The organism is Sphingobium sp. WCS2017Hpa-17, assembly GCF_031843765.1.
Taxonomy (GTDB): Bacteria; Pseudomonadota; Alphaproteobacteria; order Sphingomonadales; family Sphingomonadaceae; genus Sphingobium.
The window spans coordinates 650852-674225 of record NZ_JAVTIV010000001.1 but is presented as its reverse complement, the minus strand read 5'-3'; the positions used below and the strand labels follow the sequence as shown (position 1 = coordinate 674225).

Annotated in this window: 27 protein-coding genes; 17 read left to right on the top strand and 10 right to left on the bottom strand. The window is 63.7% G+C overall.

Annotated features, from left to right (window positions below):
• The first annotated feature begins 1 nt into the window (after position 1).
• On the top strand, positions 2-580 hold the full coding sequence (locus tag RQH62_RS03230; RefSeq protein WP_311267282.1) for a hypothetical protein: 579 nt from the start codon (positions 2-4) through the stop codon (positions 578-580).
• A 54-nt stretch (positions 581-634) separates the two neighbouring features.
• Here RQH62_RS03230 and fabG read toward each other — a convergent pair whose 3' ends face one another.
• The 3 genes from fabG to fabD are packed head-to-tail and all read right to left on the bottom strand — an operon-like array spanning position 635 to position 3120.
• Complete coding sequence (gene fabG, locus RQH62_RS03225) at positions 635-1375, bottom strand: 3-oxoacyl-[acyl-carrier-protein] reductase (RefSeq protein WP_311267281.1); 741 nt, start codon at positions 1373-1375, stop codon at positions 635-637.
• A 1-nt stretch (position 1376) separates the two neighbouring features.
• Positions 1377-2183, bottom strand: coding sequence for a crotonase/enoyl-CoA hydratase family protein (locus RQH62_RS03220; RefSeq protein WP_311267280.1), 807 nt, complete (start codon positions 2181-2183; stop codon positions 1377-1379).
• A gap of 1 nt (position 2184) precedes the next feature.
• Entirely contained in the window at positions 2185-3120 is a 936-nt protein-coding gene (gene fabD, locus RQH62_RS03215; RefSeq protein WP_311267279.1) for an ACP S-malonyltransferase, read from the bottom strand.
• A gap of 180 nt (positions 3121-3300) precedes the next feature.
• Between fabD and RQH62_RS03210 the strand changes: the two genes are divergently transcribed.
• From RQH62_RS03210 to RQH62_RS03185, 6 genes are all read left to right on the top strand, one after another.
• On the top strand, positions 3301-4752 hold the full coding sequence (locus RQH62_RS03210) for an efflux transporter outer membrane subunit (protein ID WP_405053507.1): 1452 nt from the start codon (positions 3301-3303) through the stop codon (positions 4750-4752).
• The gene (locus RQH62_RS03205; RefSeq protein WP_311267277.1) at positions 4742-6277 is read left to right on the top strand and encodes an efflux RND transporter periplasmic adaptor subunit; all 1536 of its coding nucleotides are present in this window, start codon (positions 4742-4744) and stop codon (positions 6275-6277) included. The genes RQH62_RS03210 and RQH62_RS03205 overlap by 11 nt, the downstream gene beginning before the upstream one ends.
• Before the next feature lie 5 nt (positions 6278-6282).
• Positions 6283-6984 carry an ABC transporter ATP-binding protein gene (locus RQH62_RS03200; RefSeq protein WP_311267276.1) on the top strand — a complete coding sequence of 234 codons (702 nt, stop codon included), beginning with the start codon at positions 6283-6285 and terminating at the stop codon, positions 6982-6984.
• Positions 6985-7123: 139 nt separating this feature from the next.
• Positions 7124-8329, top strand: a complete 1206-nt coding sequence (locus RQH62_RS03195) for an ABC transporter permease (protein WP_056682535.1) — start codon at positions 7124-7126, stop codon at positions 8327-8329.
• Positions 8330-8614: 285 nt separating this feature from the next.
• Positions 8615-8782, top strand: coding sequence for a hypothetical protein (locus RQH62_RS03190; protein WP_311267275.1), 168 nt, complete (start codon positions 8615-8617; stop codon positions 8780-8782).
• 237 nt (positions 8783-9019) lie between these two features.
• The gene (locus RQH62_RS03185) at positions 9020-9412 is read left to right on the top strand and encodes an RcnB family protein (protein ID WP_311267274.1); all 393 of its coding nucleotides are present in this window, start codon (positions 9020-9022) and stop codon (positions 9410-9412) included.
• Between the two features lie 57 nt (positions 9413-9469).
• Here the strand turns inward: RQH62_RS03185 and RQH62_RS03180 are convergent, their stop codons facing one another.
• A complete protein-coding gene (locus RQH62_RS03180) occupies positions 9470-10870 on the bottom strand; it encodes a GntP family permease (RefSeq protein ID WP_311267273.1) in 1401 nt (466 codons plus the stop codon).
• 255 nt (positions 10871-11125) lie between these two features.
• On the opposite strand from RQH62_RS03180, the gene rpsF reads away from it, so the two are divergent.
• The 4 genes from rpsF (at position 11126) to RQH62_RS03160 (ending at position 13152) form a co-directional block, all read left to right on the top strand.
• A complete protein-coding gene (gene rpsF, locus RQH62_RS03175; protein WP_120251964.1) occupies positions 11126-11560 on the top strand; it encodes a 30S ribosomal protein S6 in 435 nt (144 codons plus the stop codon).
• A gap of 13 nt (positions 11561-11573) precedes the next feature.
• Positions 11574-11798, top strand: a complete 225-nt coding sequence (rpsR, locus tag RQH62_RS03170; protein WP_004212076.1) for a 30S ribosomal protein S18 — start codon at positions 11574-11576, stop codon at positions 11796-11798.
• A 12-nt stretch (positions 11799-11810) separates the two neighbouring features.
• Positions 11811-12413, top strand: coding sequence for a 50S ribosomal protein L9 (gene rplI / locus RQH62_RS03165; protein ID WP_311267272.1), 603 nt, complete (start codon positions 11811-11813; stop codon positions 12411-12413).
• 277 nt (positions 12414-12690) lie between these two features.
• Positions 12691-13152 (top strand): DUF6869 domain-containing protein, encoded by a 462-nt coding sequence (locus tag RQH62_RS03160; RefSeq protein WP_311267271.1) that lies wholly within the window; start codon positions 12691-12693, stop codon positions 13150-13152.
• 68 nt (positions 13153-13220) lie between these two features.
• Here RQH62_RS03160 and RQH62_RS03155 read toward each other — a convergent pair whose 3' ends face one another.
• The 3 genes from RQH62_RS03155 to RQH62_RS03145 form a co-directional block, all read right to left on the bottom strand.
• Positions 13221-13742 carry a hypothetical protein gene (locus tag RQH62_RS03155; RefSeq protein WP_311267270.1) on the bottom strand — a complete coding sequence of 174 codons (522 nt, stop codon included), beginning with the start codon at positions 13740-13742 and terminating at the stop codon, positions 13221-13223.
• A 163-nt stretch (positions 13743-13905) separates the two neighbouring features.
• A complete protein-coding gene (locus RQH62_RS03150; protein WP_311267269.1) occupies positions 13906-16065 on the bottom strand; it encodes a TonB-dependent siderophore receptor in 2160 nt (719 codons plus the stop codon).
• Positions 16066-16249: 184 nt separating this feature from the next.
• The gene (locus RQH62_RS03145; RefSeq protein ID WP_311267268.1) at positions 16250-16543 is read right to left on the bottom strand and encodes a plasmid stabilization protein; all 294 of its coding nucleotides are present in this window, start codon (positions 16541-16543) and stop codon (positions 16250-16252) included.
• A gap of 119 nt (positions 16544-16662) precedes the next feature.
• On the opposite strand from RQH62_RS03145, the gene RQH62_RS03140 reads away from it, so the two are divergent.
• The 5 genes from RQH62_RS03140 to RQH62_RS03120 all read left to right on the top strand — a co-directional run bounded on the left by RQH62_RS03140 (position 16663) and on the right by RQH62_RS03120 (position 20069).
• Entirely contained in the window at positions 16663-16995 is a 333-nt protein-coding gene (locus tag RQH62_RS03140; RefSeq protein WP_311267267.1) for a hypothetical protein, read from the top strand.
• A complete protein-coding gene (locus tag RQH62_RS03135) occupies positions 16992-17216 on the top strand; it encodes a hypothetical protein (protein WP_311267266.1) in 225 nt (74 codons plus the stop codon). Before RQH62_RS03140 ends, RQH62_RS03135 begins: the two co-directional genes overlap by 4 nt.
• An 87-nt stretch (positions 17217-17303) precedes the next feature.
• Complete coding sequence (locus tag RQH62_RS03130; protein WP_311267265.1) at positions 17304-18233, top strand: DUF808 domain-containing protein; 930 nt, start codon at positions 17304-17306, stop codon at positions 18231-18233.
• Between the two features lie 114 nt (positions 18234-18347).
• The gene (locus RQH62_RS03125; RefSeq protein ID WP_311267515.1) at positions 18348-19658 is read left to right on the top strand and encodes an MATE family efflux transporter; all 1311 of its coding nucleotides are present in this window, start codon (positions 18348-18350) and stop codon (positions 19656-19658) included.
• Between the two features lie 90 nt (positions 19659-19748).
• Positions 19749-20069 carry a hypothetical protein gene (locus RQH62_RS03120; protein ID WP_120249570.1) on the top strand — a complete coding sequence of 107 codons (321 nt, stop codon included), beginning with the start codon at positions 19749-19751 and terminating at the stop codon, positions 20067-20069.
• A 110-nt stretch (positions 20070-20179) separates the two neighbouring features.
• Here the strand turns inward: RQH62_RS03120 and RQH62_RS03115 are convergent, their stop codons facing one another.
• Positions 20180-20950 carry an ABC transporter permease gene (locus RQH62_RS03115; protein ID WP_311267264.1) on the bottom strand — a complete coding sequence of 257 codons (771 nt, stop codon included), beginning with the start codon at positions 20948-20950 and terminating at the stop codon, positions 20180-20182.
• Complete coding sequence (locus tag RQH62_RS03110; protein ID WP_311267263.1) at positions 20947-21879, bottom strand: ABC transporter ATP-binding protein; 933 nt, start codon at positions 21877-21879, stop codon at positions 20947-20949. Before RQH62_RS03110 ends, RQH62_RS03115 begins: the two co-directional genes overlap by 4 nt.
• A gap of 129 nt (positions 21880-22008) precedes the next feature.
• Between RQH62_RS03110 and RQH62_RS03105 the strand changes: the two genes are divergently transcribed.
• Positions 22009-22617: an RcnB family protein gene (locus tag RQH62_RS03105; protein WP_311267262.1), complete on the top strand. Its 609-nt coding sequence runs from the start codon at positions 22009-22011 to the stop codon at positions 22615-22617.
• Between the two features lie 47 nt (positions 22618-22664).
• On the opposite strand, the gene RQH62_RS03100 is transcribed toward RQH62_RS03105, so the two are convergent.
• Positions 22665-23300, bottom strand: coding sequence for a methyltransferase domain-containing protein (locus tag RQH62_RS03100; protein ID WP_311267261.1), 636 nt, complete (start codon positions 23298-23300; stop codon positions 22665-22667).
• Positions 23301-23374: the final 74 nt, after the last annotated feature.

Below are 23374 nucleotides of genomic sequence, written 5' to 3'. Positions count from 1 at the left end.
CGTGAGATATGTAGCCGCGCTGTTGCTGGCGCTAGGCATGACGCCGCAGGCGATGGCGCAGCAGGACGCCGCCCATGCCGCCAGCACCCAGCATCGGGCGGCGCAACGATTGGGCCTGCCGGCGGACGCGGTGAACGTCACGCCCGCCACATGGAATGGCCGGCCCTGGGTTTTTGCCGATTACCTTACCGGTGCTGCGGGCGAGGAAGAGCGGCAACTGGTGATGCTGGACGAACGGATGGCCCAGTCACCGGTTCAGGTCACCGTGGGCGAACAGGAAGGCGGCGCGCCCCGCATCCTCGCCATCGGCTTTGCCAATGCGGACCGCGACAAGGCGCGCGAACTGATCGTCCTGCTGGCGTGGGACATCCGCCATTATGACGTTAGCGGCACCATGTATGGCATCCGGATATTGGACGACTGGAAGCCGGGCCAGAAAGCACTGGCCCCGGTCAAACCGGCCGAACGCCTGTTCAAACAATATGAATGTGATTGCGGCCGGCGCGACGGACCGGACACGATGGCGAAGGTGAAAACCATCGCGATGGTCAAGCAGGTGCTGAAACGGGCGGGATATTGAAAAGGGCCGGAACGCGCAGCGCCCGGCCCTTTTCCATCCTGTCGCGTGACGCGATCAGATCATCGCCATGCCGCCATTCACATGCAGCGTCTGGCCAGTGACATAGCCCGCTTCCTTGCTCGCCAGATAGACGACCGCCGCGCCGATATCGTCGCCGCTGCCCAGGTCGCCCGCCGGGATCTTGGTCAGGATCGCACCCTTCTGCGCATCGTTCAGCGCATCGGTCATGGCCGAACGGATGAAGCCCGGCGCCACGCAGTTGACGGTGATGCCGCGGCTCGCCAGTTCCTGACCCAGCGACTTGGACATGCCGATGATGCCCGCCTTGGACGCGCAGTAATTGGCCTGACCGGGGTTGCCGGTGACGCCCACGACCGAGGTGATGGAGATGATGCGACCGAAGCGGGCCTTCATCATCGGCTTGGCCGCCGCGCGGACGAGGCGGAAGGCGGCTTCCAGATTGACCGAAATGACATCGCGCCATTCCTCATCCTTCATGCGCAGGATCAGGTTGTCGCGGGTGATGCCGGCATTGTTGACGAGGATGTCGACCTTGCCGCCCAGCGCTTCGATCGCCTGCGGCACCAGCGCATCGACCGAGGCCGGGTCGCTGAGGTTGCAAACGATCGTCTTGTGATCGCCCCCAAGCTCGGCAGCAAAGGCCTTGAGCTTCTCCTCATTGCTACCCGAAAGCGCGAGCGTCGCACCGTGCGCCGCCAGCGCCCTGGCGATCGAGGAACCGATCCCCCCCGAAGCGCCGGTCACCAGCGCGGTCATGCCTGTCAGATCGAACATGTCAGTCTCCCTTGAATGTCGGCGGCCGGCGATCGAAGAAGGCGTTGATCGCTTCGTCATGATCGGCCGTCGCATGGGCGAGCGCCTGCATCGCACCCGCCATTTCCAATATCTGTGATAGGTCAGCCGTCTGCGCAGCGCGCAGCAGCCGCTTGGTCATGCGCGTGGCATGGGGCGGGTTGGTGGCAATGGCGTCGGCCTGCGCCCGCGCCGTCGCCATCAGGTCTGCGTCTGCCACGACATCCCCGACCAGCCCGATCCTGAGCGCTTCCGTCGCGTCGATCGTCTCGCCCGTCAGCGACAATTGGCTCGCCTTCGAAACGCCGACGATACGCGGCAGCAACCAGGCGCCACCGTCGCCGGACACGATGCCCAGCTTCACGAAACTTTCGGCAAAGCGTGCCGATTGCGCCGCGATACGCAGGTCGCACATGCAGGCAAGGTCGAGGCCGGCACCGATCGCCGGACCATTAACCGCTGCAATTACCGGCAATTCGAGCGCCTGGAACAGCAGCGGCAGACGCTGGATGCCCGCGCGATAGTTGCGCCGGGTCTGCGCCGGCAGGCCTGCGCGCAGGCCGCCGGCGTCGGGCCGCATCGCATTGAGATCGCCGCCCGACGAGAAGGCGCTGCCGGCCCCCGTCAGGATCGCGACATGGATGGACAGGTCGCGATCCGCCGCCTCGAAGATGGCGCACAACGCATCGACCATGGCCGGATCGGAAATCGGGTTCCGTCGATCCGGCTGGTTGAGCGTGACCGTCAGGACGGCCCCGTCGCGCTGCGTCAGGACGGGCGCGGTGTTCATGTCAGAAGGCCGCCAGCGCCGCTTCGATATCGTCCATCGTCACGATGCTGCGCACGGTCGCGTCCGGCGCAATGCGCTTGACCATCGGGCCGAGCACCTTGCCGCCGACTTCGACGAACTCGGTCACGCCCGCATCCCACATCGCCGCAACGGATTCGCGCCAGCGCACCCGGCCCGTCACCTGCTCGACCAGACGCGCCTTGATCTCTTCCGGATCGGCGATCGGGGCGGCCAGCACATTGGCATAGACCGGCAGGAGCGGCGCGTTGATCGCGGCCTTGGCCAGCGCTTCCTGCATCGCTTCGGCGGCGGGCTGCATCAGCGGGCAGTGGAACGGCGCAGACACCGGCAGCAGCACGCCGCGCTTGATGCCATGATCCTTCACCAGCGCCACCGCACGCTCGATCGCGCCGCGATGGCCGGAAATCACCACCTGCGAGGGGTCATTGTCGTTGGCGACAGTGCAGACTTCGCCTTGCGCAGCCGCATCAGCCAATGCCTGTGCCTTTTCGATGTCGGCGCCCAGCAGCGCAGCCATCGCGCCCTCGCCTACCGGCACGGCCGCCTGCATCGCCCGCCCGCGCAGCTTCAGCAGGCGTGCCGTCGTGGCGATATCGAACGCTTCGACCGCGCACAGAGCACTATATTCACCGAGCGAGTGGCCCGCGACATAATCGCCTTTGTCGGCCAGCGAAAAGCCGCCTTCCGTCTGCATCACGCGCAGCGTGGCGATGGCATTGGCCATGATTGCGGGCTGGGCGTTCTCGGTCAGGGTCAGATCGCTGTCCGGCCCTTCCACCATGATGCGGAACAAATGCTGCGACAGGGCGTCATCGACCTCCTGAAACAATGCCTTCGCCGCCGGGCTGGCGTCTGCCAAAGCCTTGCCCATGCCCACCGACTGGCTGCCCTGCCCCGGAAAAAGAAATGCCCGCATGATTATCTCCAACGCAGCGCGCCTGCCGAAAAGCGCTGAAATATAAAATCGTTACACTTTGAGACATAAATGTCATTGAGACGTACATAGGGCTGCGGCAGTCAGACCATGGACGTCTGCCATCGTCTTGCGAGATGGCGCGTGGCGGCCCCTTTAACGATGACGGAGTGCTAGGAAAAGGTGCGATATCGCTTTGCATGGATCAGCGGGACGGCGCTCATGCTATCCGCCTGCGCAGCGGGGCCGAATTATCACGCGCCGCAAACGAGCGCGCTGGGCGTGCCGGCCGCCTATAGTCAGGGTGATAATGCCGCGTTGAGCGACGCCGATCTGGCAATATGGTGGACGCGGCTCAACGACCCGGCGCTCAGCAGCCTCATCGACAATGCGATCGCCAACAATCTGGACATCGTGCAGGCGCAGGCCCGGTTGCGGCAGGCGCGCGAGAGTCTACGCCAGGCCAATGCCAGCTTCCTGCCGCAAGTCAGCGGATCGGCGACAGGCGGGCGCAACTATAGCAGCCAGGATGCCGGTGGTCGCCTCGACAGCAGCGGCAACCCGATCAGCGGCGGCGCGAGCAACTGGTCCAGCAGCTATTCCGCCCGCGCCAATGCGAGTTGGCAGATCGACCTGTTCGGCGAATTGTCCCGCACGTCGGAAGCTGCGCGCGCGGACCTCGCCGCGTCGGGCTATGACCTTGCCAATGTGCGGATGACCATCATAGCCGAACTGGTCACCAACTATGTTCAGGCGCGGCTGGCGCAACAGCAACTGACCGTCGCGCGCGAAACGCAGGCGGTGCAGAAGGATAATTACGACATTGCCGGCTGGCGCTTGCAGGCCGGCCTCGTCTCCTCGCTGGATGAGCAGCAGGCCAAGGCACAACTGGCCCAGACGAACGCGACCGTGCCCCAGTTGGAGGCCAGCCTGCGCGGAAGTCTGAACCGCATCGCCGTGCTGACTGGGCAGGCGCCGGGTGAAGCGACCCGCGCGCTGGAAACGCCCGCCCCCATTCCCGTCGCCAATACGCAGATCGCCACCGGCATCCCGGCCGACACGCTGCGCCAGCGGCCTGATGTGCGCAGCGCCGAACGTGCTCTGGCCGCCGCGACGGCACGGATCGGCGTGGCGCAAGCGCAGCTCTATCCCTCGCTCGGGATCAGCGGCAACATCGGCACCACATCCAACGCCTTCAAAGACCTGTTCAGCCTGATTACCGGCGGCGTCTTCGGCAATGTGGCGCAGACCATTTTCGACGGCGGCCGGCTGCGCTCGCAGGTCCGGTCGCAAAAGGCGGCGACCGACGCCGCCTTCGCCGCCTACAAGCAGAGCGTGCTGGGCGCGCTGGAGGATGTCGAAAATGCGATGGCCTCGCTCCAGAGCGCGCGCCTCCGCAAGGTCGAGTTCGCCACCGCCTATGAAGCGTCGAACAATGCCGCGATACTGGCGCGCAGCCAGTATCAGGTCGGCCTGATCGACTTTCAGACGCTCTCGACCAGCGAGACCACTTTACTGAACGCGCGCAACAGCCTGGCTTCAGCGCAATCCGACGAGGTTCTGGCCATCGCCCAGCTTTACAATGCGCTGGGTGGCGGCTGGCAGAACATGGATAATCGCCCAAATGAGCAATGATGTGACCCCGGACAAGGATCTCAGCGACTTCCTCGGCGAAAAGCCGCAGAAACCGTGGCGCAAATGGGTGGTGCGGGGTGGCGCGGGCGTCGTCCTGCTGGTCCTCATCCTGCTCGTCGCCAGATGTTTTTCGGGCGAGGACAAGCCCAGTTACGCGACCCTCGAAGTGCGGCAAGGCGACCTGACCGTCAGCGTCTCCGCCACCGGGAACCTCAAGCCGATCAATCAGGTCGATGTCGGGTCCGAACAGTCGGGCAAGATCACCGCGGTCTATGTCGATGTGAACGATCGCGTGACCAAAGGGCAGAGGCTGGCCGAACTGGACACCCGCCGGCTGGTCGACACGGTCAATCAGAATCAGGCGCAGGTGGCATCATCGCAGGCCAGCGTCGCGCAGGCTCAGGCGCAGGTCGCGCTGGCGAAGGCCACGCTCGACCGGCAGGAGAGCGTGTTCAAACTGTCGGGCGGCCGCGTGCCGGCCAAGACCGAGATGGATTCGGCCCGCGCCGACTATCAGGGCGCGCTTGCTAGTTTGCGGTCCGCGCAGGCGCAGGTGCGGGTGTCGCAGGCAGGCCTGTCCTCCGCTCAGACCAACCTGTCGATCGCCCAGATCGTATCTCCCGTGAACGGCGTGGTGCTGTCGCGCGATATCGAGCCGGGCCAGACCGTCGCGGCCTCGCTGAACGCGCCGGTGCTCTTCACGCTGGCCGAAGACCTCACCCAAATGGAGGTCGAAGTGTCGGTGGATGAAGCGGACGTGGGTCAGGTAAAGGAAGGCCAGAGCGCCAATTTCGCCGTGGATGCCTTCCCCGGCCGCACTTTCCCGGCGAAGGTCACGCGGGTGAATGTCGGATCGAACGCATCGAGCAGCAGCAGTTCCTCTTCGTCCAGCACGACCACGACGAGCACCACCGGCACGGTGGTCGCCTATACGGCGGTGCTGTCGGTTGACAATAAGGACGAAACGCTGCGCCCCGGCATGACCGCGACGGCGGATATCGTGACGCAGGAACTGCATGACGTGCTGCTGGTCCCCAACAGCGCGCTGCGCTTCAAGCCCAGCACCACCGGGAAGGGCGGCGGCATCACCAGCGTCCTGCCCGGCCCCGGCCGCATGCGGCGTGGCGGCGCCAATCGCCAGGTCAAATTCGGTGCCGGCAGCAGCCAGACCGTCTATGTCGTGGACGAGGATGGCAATCCCAAGGCGCTGCAGGTGACCGTGGGCGCCAGCGACGGATCGCGCACCGCGATCACCGGCGGCGATCTGAAATCCGGTATGCGCGTCATCACCGGCCAGCTGGCGGCAGGGCAGCAGGCTCCGGCCGAAGACGAAAAGGCCGAAGCGGGCGCCGATACGAAGAGCGACCGCCGCAACGCCAACCCGGCCGCCGATGGCACGCCCGCCAGCGTCGGCAAGCTCGGCAATTCGGGCGATGCCGCGCCGGAAACCGCGCCCGTCGCGCCGTCTGGTGGTCAGGCCGCACCAGCCCAGTCGCGCGGCACTGGTCGCCAGAGCGGAACCTGATCGCTATGGGTGCTGACCCCATCATATCCCTGCGCGGCGTGACCAAGGTCTATGGCGAAGGACCGACCGCGTTTCAGGCGCTCAAGGGTGTCGATCTCGACATCCAGCAGGGCGATTTCGTCGCCGTCATGGGGCCGTCCGGGTCGGGCAAGTCGACCACGATGAACATATTGGGCTGCCTCGACGTGCCTTCTGGCGGCACCTATCTGTTCAAGGGCCATCATGTGGAGGTGCTCGACCGCGATCAGCGCGCGCTGCTGCGCCGCCGCTATCTCGGCTTCGTGTTTCAGGGCTTCAACCTGCTGTCGCGCACGACCGCGCTGGAGAATGTGGAGTTGCCCCTGCTCTATCGCGGCGAGGACAAGAAGCTGCGCTACGAGATGGGCATGGCCGCGCTCGACAAGGTAGGGCTGAAGGACTGGTGGGACCATACGCCCGCCGAACTGTCCGGCGGCCAGCAGCAGCGCGTCGCCATCGCCCGCGCCATCGTGACCCAGCCCGACGTGCTGGTGGCGGACGAACCGACCGGCAACCTCGATTCGCAACGGTCGATCGAGATCATGGAATTGCTGACCGACCTCAACAGGAATAGCGGCATCACGGTACTGATGGTGACGCATGAGCCGGACATGGCCGCCTTCGCGCGCACCATCGTGCATTTCCGCGACGGTCTGGTCGAAAGCATCGAAGCGGGAGTGGCGGCGTGAGGAGCATCACCCACCCATTTTCGTCATCCCAGCGAAAGCTGGGATCCCGCTTTCTTCTTTCTTCCACAGCGATTGCAGAAAAGAAGAGAGAACCCAGCCTCCGCTGGGATGACGGCGTTGGGAAAGAAGGAACAGCCGGATGCTAGGCACCACCGTCATCCTCGCCTTCCGCGCGATCAACCGGCACAAGCTGCGCAGTTTCCTGACCACGCTGGGCATCATCATCGGCGTGGCGGCGGTCGTCACCATGGTGACGCTGGGCAACGGCGCCACAGCGGCCGTGCGCGAACAAATCAGTTCGCTCGGCGCCAATGTGTTGCAACTGCGCCCCGGACAGGGCTTCGGTCGCGGCGGCGGCGGCCCGCGTCCGCCCGATTTCAAGGAACGCGACCTCACCGCCATCGAAAACCAGCTAACCGGCGTGCGCGCCGTCGCCCCGGTGGTACAGTCCAGCGGCACCGCCATCTATGAAGGCAATAACTGGTCCACCACCGTCTACGGCACGACGTCCGCCTATTCGGAGGTGCAGTCGTGGAAGGTGGCGGACGGCCGCCTGTTCCTGCCGGAGGAAGAGGAAGCGGGCAAATCCGTCTGCATCATCGGCAATACGGTGCGCACCAACCTGTTCCAGGGCGCCGAGCCGGTCGGGCAGCGGATGCGGATCAAGGGCGTATCCTGTCAGGTCGTCGGCGTGCTTGCCACGCGCGGACAGGGCGGCTTTGGCGATCAGGACGATGTCGTGGTCATGCCGATCAAGTTCGTGCAGCGCCGCTTCACCGGTGACCGCGACATTTCGCAGATCATGGTCGCGGTCGACGACGCCTATGACACCAGCACGGTACAGGCCAGCCTTGAGGAACTGATGCGCGAACGGCGCAAGATCAAGGACGGGCAGGAGGATAATTTCAACGTCTTCGACACCAAGCAGATCAGCGACACGCTGACCGGCACGACCACCATCCTGACCCAGATCGTCGGCGCGGTGGCGGCGATATCGCTGCTGGTCGGCGGCATCGGCATCATGAACATCATGCTGGTGTCGGTGACGGAGCGAACCCGCGAAATCGGCATCCGCCTCGCCATCGGCGCGGTCGCGCGCGAAGTGCTGATGCAGTTTCTGGTCGAGGCGATCGTGCTGTCCTGCCTGGGCGGCCTCATCGGTCTGTTTCTGGCCCTCATTGCTTCGGTCGCCATCGCCCCGCTGATGCAGGTGCCCTTCCTGTTCGATGTAAAGGTCAACGCCATCGCCTTCCTCTTCTCGGCGGCGATCGGCGTAGTGTTCGGCTATTTCCCGGCGAGGCGCGCGGCCGCGCTCAACCCAATCGATGCTTTGCGGCATGAGTAGGCTTGTCGCGCGGCAAGGCGCGCCTTCTTTCTCCCCTCCCTACTAGGGAGGGGCCGGGGGTGGGTACGCCGCGCAGCGGCGCAATACCCTCGACCGGCGGCAGGCTCGCTTCGCTCGCACCCACCCCAACCCCTCCCTAGAAGGGAGGGGCTCAGCTATGATGAATTCCTAATACCCCCGTTACATTTTCCGACAAAAGCCCCCACCCCCCGGCACAGTCCTGCGACATCCCTCTCCTAATGCCCCTTCCATACTGTCACCCCAGACGGCGCGGAAGGAAATCCCATGAAGACCATCGCCCTCAGCCTCGCCAGCAGCGCGCTGGTCCTCGGCCTCAGCCTTTCCGCCATGGCCGCAGCGCCCGCCAACGGCGCCGCCCCGGTCGTCGAGGGCAAGGACAGGCCCATCCTGCTCGCCCGCATGGTAGTGACGGCGACGCCGCTGCCGAACTGATCGCCCTCATCATCGAAGCGCAAGCCTCGCAGCCCATGCTGCGGGGCTTTTTGATACACGCGCGCGCAATTCCCGCACGATTCTGTCCTTCCTGAACAACAGTTCAGCTTAAATTTCAATTTGTTACAATTTCCGACAATCTTGGGCCCTGCGCGACACATCTGCGCGACAAGCGCCGCCTATCTCTGTCTTCGACGCCACGGAATGGCGCCCGTAACAAGGCAGAAGGAGCACAACATGTTCAAGAAGATCCTCATGGCCCTGGCCACCACCACTCTGGTCGCCAGCCCCATCGTCACCGCCCAGGCGCAGGCCCAGAGCCATGCCCCCCAGCATCGCCAGGTCGAAACCCGCAAGGTCGTGAAGCAGAAGCCCAATGGCCGCACCGTCGTCAAGAAGCAGACCGTCGTGCGCAAGGACACCCCCCGCTACAACAGCCATCGCTGGGCCAAGGGCCAGCGTTTCGACCGCAATCGCGCCAGCAATTATCGGGTGATCAGCAATTATCGCGACTATCGCCTGTCGGCCCCGCCGCGCGGCCAGCAGTGGGTGCGTTCGGGCAATGACGCGGTGCTGATCGCGATCACCAGCGGCCTGATCGGCGCGGTCGTCGGCAACGCGATCCGTTAAGCCACCCCCTACAAACTGAAAACACCCCGGAGCCTCGCTTCCGGGGTGTTTTCACGCCTATACCAGACCGGTCAGATAATAGACCGCGATTACCACGAAGACGGTCAGCGTCTTGATCAGCGTCAGCGCGAAGACATCCTTATAGGCCTGCCGATGGGTCAGGCCCGTCACCGCCAGCAAAGTGATGACCGCGCCATTATGCGGCAGGCTGTCCATTCCCCCGCTCGCCATCGACGCGATCCGGTGCAGCACCTCGCGCGGGATGCCGGCCGCGTCGCCCGCCGCCGCGAACTGCTCGGCCATCGCCGCCAGCGCGATCGACAGGCCGCCCGACGCCGATCCGGTGATCCCCGCCAGCGACGTCACCGTGATCGCTTCATTGACCAGCGGATTGGGAATGGCGCGCAGCGCATCCTTGACGATCAGGAAGCCGGGCAGCGCCGCAATCACCGCGCCGAACCCATATTCCACCGCCGTATTCATCCCCGCCAGCAACGCGCCGCCGACTGCTGCCTTCGACCCGTCGGCAAAACGCTGCGCCACCGGGCGGAAGGCGAAGAGCAGGATCGTACCGATGCCCGCCAGCAACGCGCCCTCCACCGCCCAGAGCGCGGAAACCTGCGCCACCTTGACCGCGACCGGTTCCGCCATGCCGGGCAGCGACAGCGTCACCTCCGGCCCAGCCACCCAGCGCGGAATGGCCAGCGTCAGCAACAGATTGCCCACGCCCACCACCAGCAGCGGCAACAGCGCGATCAGCGGATGGACGCGATCATTCTCGTCCCGCTGCTCCGGCTCGTTGACCAGCGTCTCGGGCGCGCCATAGCCCTCCCCCGCCACCAGCATCGCCCGCCGCCGCCAGCCCAGATAGGCCAGCCCCGTCGCCGCGATGAAGACCGACCCGATCAGCCCCAGCACCGGCGCCGCCCATGTGGTGGTGCCGAAAAAGCTGGTCGGGATGATATTCTGGATCTGCGGCGTACCGGGCAGCGCATCCATGGTGAAGGTCAGCGCGCCAAGGCCGATGGTGGCCGGCACCAGCCGCTTGGGAATGTCGGCCCGCCGAAACATCTCGGCCGCGAAAGGATAGACGGCAAATACCGCGACGAACACCGACACCCCGCCATAGGTGAGCAAGGCCGTCACCGCCATGATCGCCGGGATCGCCCGCCCCGCGCCGATGAAGCCGATCACCGCCGTCACGATCGCGCGGGAAAAGCCGGAAATCTCCACCAGCTTGCCGAACAGTGCGCCAAGCAGAAAAACGGGGAAATAGAGTTTCAGGAAGCTCGCCACGCGCTCCATGAACAGGCCGGAAAAGGCGGCGGGCACCGCGGCCGGATCGGTCAGGAACACCGCCAGCATCGCCAGCAGCGGCGCCATGACGATGACGCTCATCCCACGATAGGCGGCGATCATCAGCAATATCAGCGACAGCGCGGCGATCGCGAAGGCCATGAACTCTCCTGGACTATTCTCTATCGCCCGATTTAAGAAGAAAAGCAGGCCGTGGGCAAGCACCGGCCGGGCGGCATTATTGCGCGCTCGCGCCGCAGTGATGCGCCCTTGCCTTTCCCGCCCATTTCGGCCATAGGCGCGCCTTCGCATCGGCTCCGGGGTGACTCGGCGTCACCGCGAAGCATTGAGACGACAGCCGGAGGGGCGTTCCACATGGGGTGGGCGTCAGCGATCGGCCAACAGATGAGGCATGACATGGCTCTTTACGAGCACGTCTTCCTTGCGCGCCAGGATCTGGCACAGGCGCAGGTAGACGCACTGGCGGAAACCGCCACGAAGATCGTCGAGGAAAACAACGGCAAGGTGACCAAGGTCGAGACCTGGGGCCTGCGTTCGCTCGCATACAAGATCGCCAAGAACCGCAAGGCGCACTATGTGCTGCTGAACATCGACGCCCCCGGTGACGTCGTTGCGGAACTGGAGCGCCAGACGCAGATCAACGAAGACATCATCCGTTACATGACCATCAAGGTCGATGAACTGGAAACCGGCCCGTCGGTGATGATGCGCAAGCAGGACCGCCCCGAGCGTGGTGACCGTGGCCCCCGTGGCGATCGTGGTCCCCGTGGCGATCGCGAAGACCGTGGCCCGCGCCGCGACCGCGAAGAAGCCGCTCCGGCTGCTGAATAAGGAGATCTGAAACATGGCACGCCCGTTTTTCCGCCGCCGCAAGAGCTGCCCCTTCGCCGCCAAGGATGCGCCGAAGATCGATTATAAGGACGTCCGTCTGCTTCAGGGCTTCGTGTCCGAGCGCGGCAAGATCGTCCCCAGCCGCATCACGGCCGTTTCGGCCAAGAAGCAGCGCGAACTGGCTCAGGCCATCAAGCGCGCCCGTCACCTGGGCCTGCTGCCCTACATCGTGAAGTAAGGGGAAAGACCCATGGAAATCATTCTCCTCGAACGCATCGAGAAGCTGGGCGCGATCGGCGACGTCGTCACCGTGAAGGATGGTTACGCACGTAACTTCCTGCTGCCCAACAAGAAGGCGCTTCGTTCGAACAACGCCAACAAGAAGGTCTTCGAAGCCAACCGCGCGAAGATCGAAGCCGACAATGCGGCCCGTCGTTCGGACGCCGAATCGGCTGCCGAAGGCGTCAACGGCAAGCAGATCGTCCTGATCCGCCAGTCGTCGAACGCCGGCCACCTGTACGGTTCGGTCGCCGTCCGTGACGTCGTCGAAGCGCTGCACGCCGATGGCGTGACCAACGTCACCAAGGCGATGGTCGTGCTGGAACGCCCGATCAAGACGCTCGGCGTGTTCGACGTCAAGGTCGCGCTGCACCCCGAAGTCGCCGTGACGATCACCGTCAACGTCGCCCGTTCGCCGGAAGAAGCCGAGCTTCAGTCGCAGGGCGTGGACGTGATGGCCGACCTGTTCGAAAAGGACGAGGCTGGCTTCACCGAAGATTATGATCCCAACGCCGAACCGGGCGAAATCGCCTCGGTCAGCAACGATGAAGAAGAGACGGCTGAAGAAGCCTGATTTTCCTCATCGGATCAAACGAGAAAGCCGCCCCGCAACGGGCGGCTTTTTTGTTGGGTGTGAGATGGGTAGCTAGAGCGCGATGACTTATCGCTGAATCGCCATTGCGAGCGTAGCGAAGCAATCCAAGCGCACGACACTGGATTGCTTCGCTACGCTCGCAATGACGGAGTGGGTCAATCTCATGTCATCGCGCTCTAAACGACTGACAGCTCATAGTGCCAGATCGGAGAGAAGCTGGCTTTGCTTTGGGCAAGCCAATGGCTACTCTTTTAATATGAGCGATAAAATTTACATTGGCGAACTTGAGAAGGCGCTTGCTCGGCCAGATGCAGACCAGATGTGTCGACACCTTGATGTCTACGCCGAACACCATGACAACGGTGGCAACGAATGTGCCGGGAAATCTGCCGACGCTTTCGATGAGATCATCACATGCTACCATGACGATCCCGAAAAAGCCCTAGCCTATGTGATTCTCGGTGCTTCGCGATCGGATCACCCGCAATTTCTTGGAAGTCTCGGATGCGGTCCTTTAGAGAGCATTTTGGAGAACCCCTCCACCGAACTTCTTGAGCGCATTGTCGCAGAGGCCCGTAAATCCGCCCGTTTCCGTTGGCTGCTCAGCCACCCGTTCAAGGTCGCGATCGCCCCAAGAGCATGGGAAGCGATTGAAAGATTTCGCATCACCGGGCCGCATGAAGAGCCTCCTCACGACAAGTTGCCACCGCGCAATTGATGTCGCTTTGAACGCCCGCAAGCGGTCGTTGTTCGCCATCCCACCCCTGATCCGGCATCCCACCTCCCTCAGCGCAATCCCGGCGCGACCTTGCGCTCCAGCCTCGCCCGCTCCTCTTCCTGCTCCCGCAGAGGCGGCACGCCTATCACGCCGCGCAGGGCATCGGGGATCAGCGCTCTGTCATAAGGCTCCTGCGTCGCCTTCCCGTCCCGCATGCTGAATTGCGTGCCGAAAATCTGCGACTGGCCGATCGCTTTCAGATAGCGATCCAGCGTCGCGGCGGCGATCCATGTCGCGTCGGACCGCCCGCGTGCGATCGCCGCCATCGCCAGCGCATGCGCCTTGAGATAATCCGCCGGCCGGTCGCCATGCTGATAGATATAGGCGGCGTGGTAGAAATCATCCCCGCTGCGCAGCGCATCCGCCGCGATCAGTTCGGCCACCCGCGCCCGCCGCTGCGCATCCTCCGCTTCGATCCGGTCCCAGTCGCCGGCAAAGCCTTGCTCGCGCGCCTTCTGGTCGGCGTCGAACAGCCCCCTCATCTCCGCCTGCACCGGCTCCGGGCCTCCCGCCGCCCAGGCCGAAGGCATAAGCACGGCGTACAGGACAACCGATAGCAGACAACGCATGCCGCACCTCCAACTGGAACTGGCCGGACCATGCCGAAACCGGCAAGCGGCTGCAACCAAAGGAAAAGGGCGCCCTCCACTATGGAAGGACGCCCTCGATTATCCTTTTAGAATGACGCGATGATCAGAATTTATAGTTGGCGCTGATCGTGAAGTTGCGCGGCGCGCCATAGCGATACTGGTCGTAGAAACCGATTTGCGCGAAATAAGTCTTGTCGGTCAGGTTTTCGAGATTGGCCTGGACCGAAAACTGCTCGTTCACCGCCAGACGCGCCATCAGGCTGACCAGTGCATAGCCGTTCTGCTGGAAGTTGAACGGCGCGCCGGTGATCGTGTTGAGCCCTGCCGAATAGGCCTTGCTGCGATAATTCACGCCGCCGCCGAAGGTGAAGCCCGACAGGATATCCGGGAAGGTGTAGGTGGTGAACAGCTTGAGCAGCTTGCGCGGCTGGTTGACCGACACGGCGTTGCCGTCCGAATCCTTCGCCTTGAACTGGCTGTAGCCGAAGTTGATGTTCCAGTTTTCGACCGGGCTGCCGTTGATTTCGAATTCGAAGCCGGTGCTGCGGGTGCCGTCGATCGCGATCGAGGGCTGCTGCGGCAGACCGCCGGGCGGCGTGATCGGTGGGGCGGTCAGGTCCAGCTGGGCCAGATTGTCCTGCTCGATGCGGAACAGCGCGATGGAGGTTTGCAGCTTGTCGTCGAAGAAGGCGCTCTTCATGCCGACTTCATAGGCATTGCCCTCCAGCGGGTCGAGCTGGCGCAGATTGGCGTCAAGCGCGCTCTGCGGCTGGAAGATCTTGGTATAACTGGCATAGAGGCGATGAGCCGGCGTGACGTCGAACAACGCGCCGACATAGGGAATGAACACATTCTTGTCGCCATAGTCGCTGGTGACGCCATAGCTGAGCCCCTGCTGCTTCCAGGTCGCCAGACGGCCGCCGCCGATCAGCTTGAACTGGTCAGCCAGGTTCAGGCGCAGCGCGCCATAGACGCCGCTCTGCGTGATCTTTTCCTCGACCGCGCGGAAGGCGGTGTTGGAAAAGCCGGGATTTTCATACCCTACCCCGGTTTCGTTGACGAAATTCGGACCGGCGGGGAAGACCAGCGCGCTATAGCTGTCGGTGAAGCGCTTCTGAATGCTCTTCATGCCGCCCACCACGATCTCATGATCGCGACCAAAGACGTTGACGCTGCCCTTGATCTGGACGTCATAGGCATTCTGGACGCTGCTGCCATGGTCCTTATAGGGATAGGCGAACTGAATGTTGCCGGTCGCCTTGTCGACCGCACCCGACAGATAGAGAAGCTGCGCGCGCTCGGAGTTCTTCAGCCGGTTGTAATTGGCGGTAATCGTCCAGTTGTCGCCGATTTCCTGCCGCAGCGTGGCGAAGATATTCTGGTTGATCGTATCCCAATAGGTCCAGTCGCCGGTCGTGCTCTTCGACCGGTCCCAGTTGGTCAGGGTGCCGTCGGTGTAGAAGGTCGGCAGATTGCCCCAGGACGGCGAATCCCGCCCGGTATCCTGATGGCTGATGCCCGCACGCAGCAGCGTCGTGTCGGTCACGTCGGCGTCGACCACGCCGTACAGCACGATCCGCTTGTCGCTGTAGCGGTCGATATAGCTGTCGCCCTGCTCATACCGGCCCACCAGACGCACGCGGACGCGGCCATCGGCGGTGATCGCCCCGCCCACGTCAGCCGACACGCGATAGCGATCCCAGCTGCCATAGCTGGCGTTGATATAGCCGGTCGGATCGACGGCGTCGGCATGCTTGCGCACGAAATTGACCGACGCCGACGGATCGCCCGCGCCCGTCAACAGGCCGGTCGCGCCGCGCACGACTTCGACCCGTTCATAGATGGACGTATCGGTGCTGGTTTCGCCTGCACCGCCCGCCAGCGTCCAGGCCAGCGGAATGCCGTCATACTGGAAATTGCGGACTTCGAAGCCGCGCGCGTAAAACTGGTTGCGCAGGTCATCCAGATTGTTGACCGAAATGCCCACGGCGTTGCGCAGCACATCGGCGGCAGTGACCAGATTCTGGTCGAGGATGCGCTGGGCGGTCAGGATCGTCACCGACTGCGGCGTTTCGCGCACCGTCAGGCCAAGGCCGGTCGCCGTGTCGATCTTGTCGGGCACGATATATTTGCCGGTGACGATGATCTCGCCCTCATCACCAGGGGCTTCGGCAGGTGCCCGATCGGACAGCTGCGCGGCAGCCGGCATGGCGGCGAAGGCGGCGACCGACGCGCCGAGCAGAAGAGACAATTTCCGGATCATGATGCAGCCCCCAAGAGAAATTCGGCGGCGCCGCCTTCAGGCCGGGGGCCATCCCCCAATTGCGGCAGCGTCCGTCACAGGGTGGCCGATAAAGATAATAATAATGTTTCGCAATATTAGCTCATCGCAGTTTCGGCGCCGAGCGTACTATTTTGCGACAGAGTCGCATTTACGCCACATAAGGTTAATGCCCGGCCCGCTTCCGCCGTGTTTCCCACCCCTTCTTCCCCGCCGCCGACCGGTCGGCGGCGGATCGCCGGGCGGACGCCACACTGCCCTTGCGCGCCGACGCATGGCTGTCCGGCTTACCCCGCCCCGACCCGGACTTGTTGCCGCCGCCCGAATCCTTGTTCACCGTCGCCCAGGCACGCGCCTGCGCTTCCTTGTGGCTGACGCCACGTTCCTCATAGCTTTGTTCGATATGTTGCGCCTTGCGCTTCTGCTTGTCGGTATAGCTGCTTTTGTCACCCTGCGGCATGATCGCGCTCCTTCATCGGCCAACAGCTGTCCAACTCGCTGTCGCACGCAACGTTCACATCGGTTCGCCATCGACATGAAAATGGGGAACGGCGATGCCGGACATGCGTTCGATCCGGCATGGAAGACCGTTCCCTCATCGAACGGCTGGCACGCCATCTGGCGGCCAGCCAACCCGACCAATGGCCGGCTCGGGTAGAGGACGCCGCCAGCATCCTCGCCCTTATCAAGGAACCGGATGCAGCCATGCGCGCAGCGGGCGATGCCGGGGCATGGGGCCTGATGATTGACGTTGCCCTGCGCGAACGCTGGTCGCTCCCGCACGCCAGCGCGCCGGAGGACGAGTCTGGTGGGTCGGACGAGGAAGGCGAGATTCGCCTGACCGCCGAGGCGGTGGGCCATGACCGGGCCGACTGGGTCCATCTCCACCATGGGCAAGAGAAAAAGACATGAAAGGGCTGTTGAAACTGGCCATCGTCACGGGCCTGGGCGCCTTTGCCGTCAAGGGCTGGCGCGACTGGATGGGCTCGGGCGCAGACGAGGGATCCGTCGGGTCGACCGGCTTCATTCGGGAGGCCGGCCCGCAACAGGGCATCGCGCCCGACGACTGGGACAAGGTGGACGAACAATCGGACGAAAGCTTCCCGGCCAGCGATCCGCCGGGAAATTATTGAACCCCAGCAGTTTCTTGCTCCCCTGCTGCGCGCCCTCTATGAAGCGCATCGGGCGCACCCTGCGTCCGCAACAGGGGAAATATTGTTATGCCTTCGGGTCTGATCGCGCTGCTCGACGATGTGGCGGGCATTGCCAAGCTGACCGCGACCTCGCTGGACGATGTAGCCGCAGCGGCGGGTCGGGCCGGTACGAAGGCCGCAGGTGTCGTCATCGACGACGCCGCCGTCACCCCCAAATATGTGATGGGCCTGACCCCGGACCGCGAACTGCCGATCATCTGGAAGATCGCCAAGGGATCACTGCGCAACAAGCTGCTCTTCCTACTGCCCGCCGCACTGTTGATGAGCGCCTTTGCGCCATGGCTGCTGCCACCGCTGCTGATGCTGGGCGGCGCCTTCCTCTGTTTCGAGGCGGTGGAAAAGCTGCTGGAAGCGGTTCAGGGCGGCCATGACGTCGCCGAGGAAGCGGTGAAGGCGCACAGCAGCGCCGAACTGGAAAATCAGAAAGTCTCCAGCGCGATCCGCACCGACTTCATCCTGTCGGGCGAGATCATGGCGATTTCGCTGGGCACCGTCGCGACCGAACCGGTGTGGGAACAGGCGCTGATCCTGGTGGTCGTCGCCATCCTCATCACCGCCGGCGTCTATGGCGTCGTCGGCCTGATCGTGAAGATGGACGATATCGGCCTGCACCTCGCCAAGAAGGACGGCGCAGGGACGCAGGCATTCGGCCGCGCGCTGGTGAAGGCGATGCCGGTGCTGATGTCCATCCTGGCCGTGGTGGGCACCGCCGCGATGCTGTGGGTCGGCGGCGGGCTGATCGTGCATGGCCTGCATGAATTCCACCTCGACCTGATCCCCGGCGCGATCCATCATGTGGCCGAAGCTGCCGCTCATGCCGTGCCAGCGATCGGCGGCTTCCTCGACTGGCTGGTCAACGCCATCGGCGGCGCGATCGTCGGGTTGGTGATCGGCGGCATCATCGTCGGCGTGCTGCACCTGTTCAAAAAGCACTGAGGGCTTTAGAGGGACGGACAACTCCACGTCCGTTCCCTTTCCGGATTGCCCAAAGTGACCACTCCTTCCCCCTGGCGTATCGAGGCCGGCGCGCTGATCGCGCTGGCGCTGCCGATGATTGCGGGCAATATCGCCTGGTCGGCGATCGCCGCGACCGACCTGCTGCTGCTCGGCCGCATCGGGGCGGAGGCGGTCGCGGCCGGTGCGCTGGCCATCAACCTTTTCCACGCGCTGCTGCTGTTCGGCATGGGGCTGGTCACGGCCGCCTCCCCCCTGATCGCCAGCGAACGCGGTCGTCGCCGCCACAGCGTGCGCGACGTGCGCCGCACCGTTCAGCAGACGCTGCGCGCCGCCCTCTTCTTCGTGCTGCCGGCTTGGCTGCTGCTTTGGGAATGCGAAGCGATCCTGCTCGCCATGGGGCAGGATGCCGATCTGGCGCGGGAGGCCGGCCATCTGATGCACGGCCTGCAATGGGCGCTGCTGCCCTTTCTGGGCTTCACCACCTTGCGCAACTTCATCGCCGCGCTGGAACGGCCGGTCTGGGGCCTGATCATCATGCTGGGCGCCATTCCGTTCAACATAGTGATGGGCTGGGCGCTGATCTTCGGCCATCTGGGCTTTCCGGCGCTCGGCCTGTTCGGCGCGGGGCTGGCCAGTACCCTCTCCTCCTGCTTCCTCTTCTTTGGCCTGCTGAGCGTCATCCTGGTCGATCGCCGCTTCCGCCGCTATCGCCTGATGGGCCGTTTCTGGACCGGCGATCGCGAACGGCATCGGCAAGTCTGGGCGCTCGGCCTGCCGATCGCCATCACGCTCGGCTTTGAAACCACCGTGTTCAACGCATCAGCATTCCTGATGGGCCTCATCAACCGAGATTCGCTCGCTGCCCATGCGGTCGCGATTCAGATCGCCGCTTTGGTCTTCATGGTGCCGATGGGCATCGGGCAGGCCGCGACCATCCGCGTCGGCATCGCCTATGGGCGCCGCGATCATGCCGGCATCGGGCGGGCCGGCTGGCTGGCGCTGATGATCGGCACCGGCTTCGCCTGCTGCGCCGCCGCTTTGCTGATCCTGATGCCGCGCACCTTGGTGTCCGCCTTCCTAGACCTGTCCAATCCCGCCAATGCCCGCACGGCGGCGCTGGCAATCAGCTTCCTCGCTGTCGCCGCCCTGTTCCAGTTGGTCGATGCAGCGCAGGCGGTGGGCGCGGGCGTACTGCGCGGGGTGCAGGACACGACGGTGCCGATGATCTTCGCGCTGATTGGCTACTGGATCGTCGGCCTTGGCGTCGGCACCCTGCTTGCTTTCCCGCTCGGCATGGAGGGGCTGGGCATCTGGTTCGGCCTTGCCAGCGGGCTGGGCGCGGTGGCGGTGCTGCTGATCAGCCGCTGGACCCTGCGCGAACGGCTGGGGCTGCTGCCCGCCTAACGATTCGTCGCAGCGATTGCACGGAAGGGACATGGTGCAGCGCACAAAGCAATTGAAAGAATCACGCAAATCGGTCAGGGAGGCTCAATCATGCAAGCCCCGACCGAGATTTTTGAAGCGATCGCGCTCCAGAAGTGCCTGAAGGTGACCTATAATAAAATGGTCGTCACGCTGGCGCCTCACATCCTCTACACGCGCCACGATGAGATGTTCATCGACGCCGTGACCACCGACCGCAATGGCGTGCCCCCACGCGAATTGAAGCTGGGCACGTTCAAGCTGGTCGGCCTGTCCGATATTCAGGTGCTCGATCAGGCGTTCGAGGCTATGTACGGCCTCTACAACGAAACCGACGACAAATATAAGGGCAAGACCCTGTTCGCCGTCACGCCGGAAAGCCAGGCCGCCTGAAAGGGCTGGAGCATTTTGAAGTCACCTGGAACAGATGACGGCTCGCAAAATGCGGAAAACAAAAGACGCCTGACCTGACAAGCAATGCGGGCGGCCATGGGCCGCCCTTTTCATTTCTTCAGTCGATAGCCCGTCCGGAACATCCAGCCGATAATGGCGATGCACAGGATCAGCATGGCCGCGACGAACGCGAGGCTATATTCGATTCCCACATCGCCCCGGCCGAAGAAGGTCCAGCGAAAGCCAGAAATCAGATAGACGATCGGGTTGAACAGCGTCAGCGTCCGCCATGGGTCCGCCAGCATGTGGACGGAATAAAAGGCCCCGCCCAGAAATGTCAGCGGCGTCACCACCAGCAGCGGAATCACCTGCAACTGCTCGAACCCCTGCGCCCAGATGCCCAATATGAAGCCAAACAGGCAGAAACTGATCGCGATCAGTACCATGAAACCCGCCATGGCGAAGGGGTGCGCGATATGGATATCGACGAACAGATGCGCGGTCAGGAATATGATCGTCCCCACGATCAGCGACTTGGTCGCCGCCGCCCCGACATAGGCAATGACCGTTTCCGTGGCGGAAATGGGCGCCGACAGCAGCTCATAGATAGTGCCGCTATATTTGGGCATATAGATGCCGAAACTGGCGTTGAAGATGCTTTCGGTCAGCATCGACATCATGATGAGGCCGGGCACGATGAAGGCGCCATAGGCGATGCCGTCCACCTCCGTCATGCGCGACCCGATCGCGCCGCCGAACACAACGAAATAGAGCGTCGTGGTAATGACCGGCACCAATAGCCCGGTCAGCCATGTCCGGCGGAACCGGTGCAGTTCGAACTTGTAGATGGATGCGATGGCGTGGAAATTCTGGAGGCTCATGCGGCCTTCTCCTGATGGACGAGGCTCACGAAGATGTCCTCCAGACTGCTCTGCTTGGTATTCAGATCCTTGTAGCCGATGCCAAGATCGCCCAGCTTGCGCAGCAGCGACGACACGCCGGTCCGCTCCGCCTGCGTATCGAAAATATATTCAATCTCATGGCCGCCCGCGTTCAACGTGACGTCCCATTCCGCCAGTTCGGCGGGCACGCTCTCCATCGGATCGGCCAGCACGACGCTCAGCGTCTTCTTGCCCAGCTTCTTCATCAGCGCGGTCTTTTCCTCGACCAGCATCAATTCGCCGCGATTGATCACGCCCACCCGGTCGGCCATTTCCTCGGCCTCCTCGATATAATGGGTGGTCAGGATGATGGTGACGCCGGTCTGGCGCAATTCGCCGATCAGCTTCCACATATCACGGCGCAGTTCGACATCGACGCCGGCGGTAGGCTCGTCCAGAAACAGCACGCGCGGTTCATGGCTCAGCGCCTTGGCGATCATCACGCGCCGCTTCATGCCGCCCGACAATTCGATGATCCGGTTGTTGCGCTTGTCCCACAATGACAGGTCGCGCAGGATTTTCTCCACATGCGCGTCGTTGCGCGGCAGGCCAAACAGCCCTCGGCTCAGGCGCACCGTGTCGATCACTTGTTCGAACTGGTCGGTATGCAATTCCTGCGGCACAAGGCCGATGGCAGTGCGCGCGCCGCGATAGTCGCGCACGATGTCATGGCCAGCCACGGTCACGCTGCCCCCGCTCGCGCGGGCGATACCGCAGATGATGGAGATCATCGTCGTCTTGCCGGCGCCGTTCGGCCCCAACAATGCGAAAATCTCCCCTTCCTCAATCGACAGGTCGACGCCCTTCAGCGCCTCGAAACCCGACGCATAGCGTTTCGTCAGGCCTTTAATCTCTATGATGGATGCCATGGATGGCTCTGCCCCTGCTTAGTCGCGCCAAAGATAGGGCTGCGGCGGCCCGATACAACCGGCGCGAAAAACATTGCTCCGGCAACATGATAGGCATAGCCTCCGCCTCCCATAAGCGGAGAAGGCCCCATGAAAAAGGCAGTCCTGTTTCTTTCGATCGCGCTCATCGTCACCCCGGACATCGCACTGGCCCAACAGCATCAGCAACATGATCGACCGGTCGCCCCCAAGCCGACCATCCGCCCTGCTCCTGCCCGGCCCAATCCGCCGCAATCCCATAATCCAAGGCCCCAACCACCTAAGCCGACGCCACCCAGGCCGACACCCCCGCGTCCCGGCACCGGTGGCCCTGCCATTCAGCCTCCACGACCCGGCACTGGCGGCCCGGCGATCCAGCCGCCACGCCCCGGCAGGCCCCAGCCGCCCAAGCCGCAACCCCCGCGCCCGGTCAAACCGCTGCCGCCGCACCGTCCCGGTGCTGGCCGACCGCCGCATTTCAAGCCGATCCACCGACCCGGCTTCCAATATCCGCATGGCTATCGCTATCGCCGCTGGACGATCGGCCTGCTGCTGCCGTCACTCTTCCTGTCGTCGCGCTATTATTATGACGACTATTCCTATCTGGGCGTCGGCGCGCCGCCGGTCGGCTATCGCTGGGTCCGCTATGGTCCCGACCTGCTGCTGGTCCGCATCCGCACCCGGCGGGTCGTGGATGTGATCTATGGCGCCTTCTACTGACGTAAAAAGAGGGGCCGCATCACCCGATGCGGCCCCTCTCTATTCCATCAATCCTGCTCGCCGCGCCGGAAAAAGCGGAAGACGGTCGCCGGCGGGAAATTGCGCACGGTCTGCCCGGCGCGCACGACGTCCAGCCCCAGCGCCTCCATCACCTCACGATTGACCGGCGGCCGCATCGAATAGGTGAACTGCACGAAGCTGCCGCCCGGCCGCAGCATGCGGAAGGATTCGGACAATATGTCGAAGTGCATGTAGCGATCCATCGCCAGCAGCGGCAGGCCGCTGACCACGGTCTGATAGTCGCCAGGTTGCCCGGCGGTCGCGGTCGACACGATCTGTGCCGGCGTCTCCAGGATCGACACATGCGGAAAATGCCGGCGCAGCCCGCGCGCGAAGGCGGGGTTGATCTCCACCACCTCCAGCTTTTCGGGCGACAGCCCGGTTTCGAGAATGGCGCGGGTAAAGACCCCGGTGCCGCCACCCAGTTCCAGCACGCGGCCGCCCTGCGGATCGATCTGCGCCACCATCAATCTTGCCAGATAGCGGCTCGACGGCACGACCGACGCGGTCTGGCGCGGCTTCTTCAGCCATGCGGCCAGAAAATCCAGATATTCGGTGGCGCGGGCGCGAAACTCCCCGCTTGGCACGGCGATCGCCCGGCTCCGCTTGGGCTTATGCTGCATAAGCGTGATGCGACCGCTTTCTATTCATCCCCACTCCCTTAGCGAGGTGAAAGCGCGGCGTCGATTGACTTTAA

Excerpts from the sequence above, each read along its gene's own strand:
- RQH62_RS03105 (WP_311267262.1), top strand. The coding sequence starts at position 22,009 with ATGAAAAAGGCAGTCCTGTTTCTTTCGATCGCGCTCATCGTCACCCCG.
- RQH62_RS03220 (WP_311267280.1), bottom strand. The coding sequence starts at position 2,183 with ATGAACACCGCGCCCGTCCTGACGCAGCGCGACGGGGCCGTCCTGACG.
- RQH62_RS03125 (WP_311267515.1), top strand. The coding sequence starts at position 18,348 with ATGATTGCGGGCAATATCGCCTGGTCGGCGATCGCCGCGACCGACCTG.
- fabD (WP_311267279.1), bottom strand. The coding sequence starts at position 3,120 with ATGCGGGCATTTCTTTTTCCGGGGCAGGGCAGCCAGTCGGTGGGCATG.
- RQH62_RS03130 (WP_311267265.1), top strand. The coding sequence starts at position 17,304 with ATGCCTTCGGGTCTGATCGCGCTGCTCGACGATGTGGCGGGCATTGCC.
- RQH62_RS03145 (WP_311267268.1), bottom strand. The coding sequence starts at position 16,543 with ATGCCGCAGGGTGACAAAAGCAGCTATACCGACAAGCAGAAGCGCAAG.
- RQH62_RS03190 (WP_311267275.1), top strand. The coding sequence starts at position 8,615 with ATGAAGACCATCGCCCTCAGCCTCGCCAGCAGCGCGCTGGTCCTCGGC.
- RQH62_RS03195 (WP_056682535.1), top strand. The coding sequence starts at position 7,124 with ATGCTAGGCACCACCGTCATCCTCGCCTTCCGCGCGATCAACCGGCAC.
- RQH62_RS03160 (WP_311267271.1), top strand. The coding sequence starts at position 12,691 with ATGAGCGATAAAATTTACATTGGCGAACTTGAGAAGGCGCTTGCTCGG.
- RQH62_RS03200 (WP_311267276.1), top strand. The coding sequence starts at position 6,283 with ATGGGTGCTGACCCCATCATATCCCTGCGCGGCGTGACCAAGGTCTAT.
- RQH62_RS03110 (WP_311267263.1), bottom strand. The coding sequence starts at position 21,879 with ATGGCATCCATCATAGAGATTAAAGGCCTGACGAAACGCTATGCGTCG.
- rpsF (WP_120251964.1), top strand. The coding sequence starts at position 11,126 with ATGGCTCTTTACGAGCACGTCTTCCTTGCGCGCCAGGATCTGGCACAG.
- RQH62_RS03100 (WP_311267261.1), bottom strand. The coding sequence starts at position 23,300 with ATGCAGCATAAGCCCAAGCGGAGCCGGGCGATCGCCGTGCCAAGCGGG.
- RQH62_RS03135 (WP_311267266.1), top strand. The coding sequence starts at position 16,992 with ATGAAAGGGCTGTTGAAACTGGCCATCGTCACGGGCCTGGGCGCCTTT.
- RQH62_RS03150 (WP_311267269.1), bottom strand. The coding sequence starts at position 16,065 with ATGATCCGGAAATTGTCTCTTCTGCTCGGCGCGTCGGTCGCCGCCTTC.
- RQH62_RS03120 (WP_120249570.1), top strand. The coding sequence starts at position 19,749 with ATGCAAGCCCCGACCGAGATTTTTGAAGCGATCGCGCTCCAGAAGTGC.
- RQH62_RS03155 (WP_311267270.1), bottom strand. The coding sequence starts at position 13,742 with ATGCCTTCGGCCTGGGCGGCGGGAGGCCCGGAGCCGGTGCAGGCGGAG.
- RQH62_RS03180 (WP_311267273.1), bottom strand. The coding sequence starts at position 10,870 with ATGGCCTTCGCGATCGCCGCGCTGTCGCTGATATTGCTGATGATCGCC.
- rpsR (WP_004212076.1), top strand. The coding sequence starts at position 11,574 with ATGGCACGCCCGTTTTTCCGCCGCCGCAAGAGCTGCCCCTTCGCCGCC.
- RQH62_RS03205 (WP_311267277.1), top strand. The coding sequence starts at position 4,742 with ATGAGCAATGATGTGACCCCGGACAAGGATCTCAGCGACTTCCTCGGC.
- RQH62_RS03185 (WP_311267274.1), top strand. The coding sequence starts at position 9,020 with ATGTTCAAGAAGATCCTCATGGCCCTGGCCACCACCACTCTGGTCGCC.
- rplI (WP_311267272.1), top strand. The coding sequence starts at position 11,811 with ATGGAAATCATTCTCCTCGAACGCATCGAGAAGCTGGGCGCGATCGGC.
- RQH62_RS03115 (WP_311267264.1), bottom strand. The coding sequence starts at position 20,950 with ATGAGCCTCCAGAATTTCCACGCCATCGCATCCATCTACAAGTTCGAA.
- RQH62_RS03140 (WP_311267267.1), top strand. The coding sequence starts at position 16,663 with ATGGAAGACCGTTCCCTCATCGAACGGCTGGCACGCCATCTGGCGGCC.
- fabG (WP_311267281.1), bottom strand. The coding sequence starts at position 1,375 with ATGTTCGATCTGACAGGCATGACCGCGCTGGTGACCGGCGCTTCGGGG.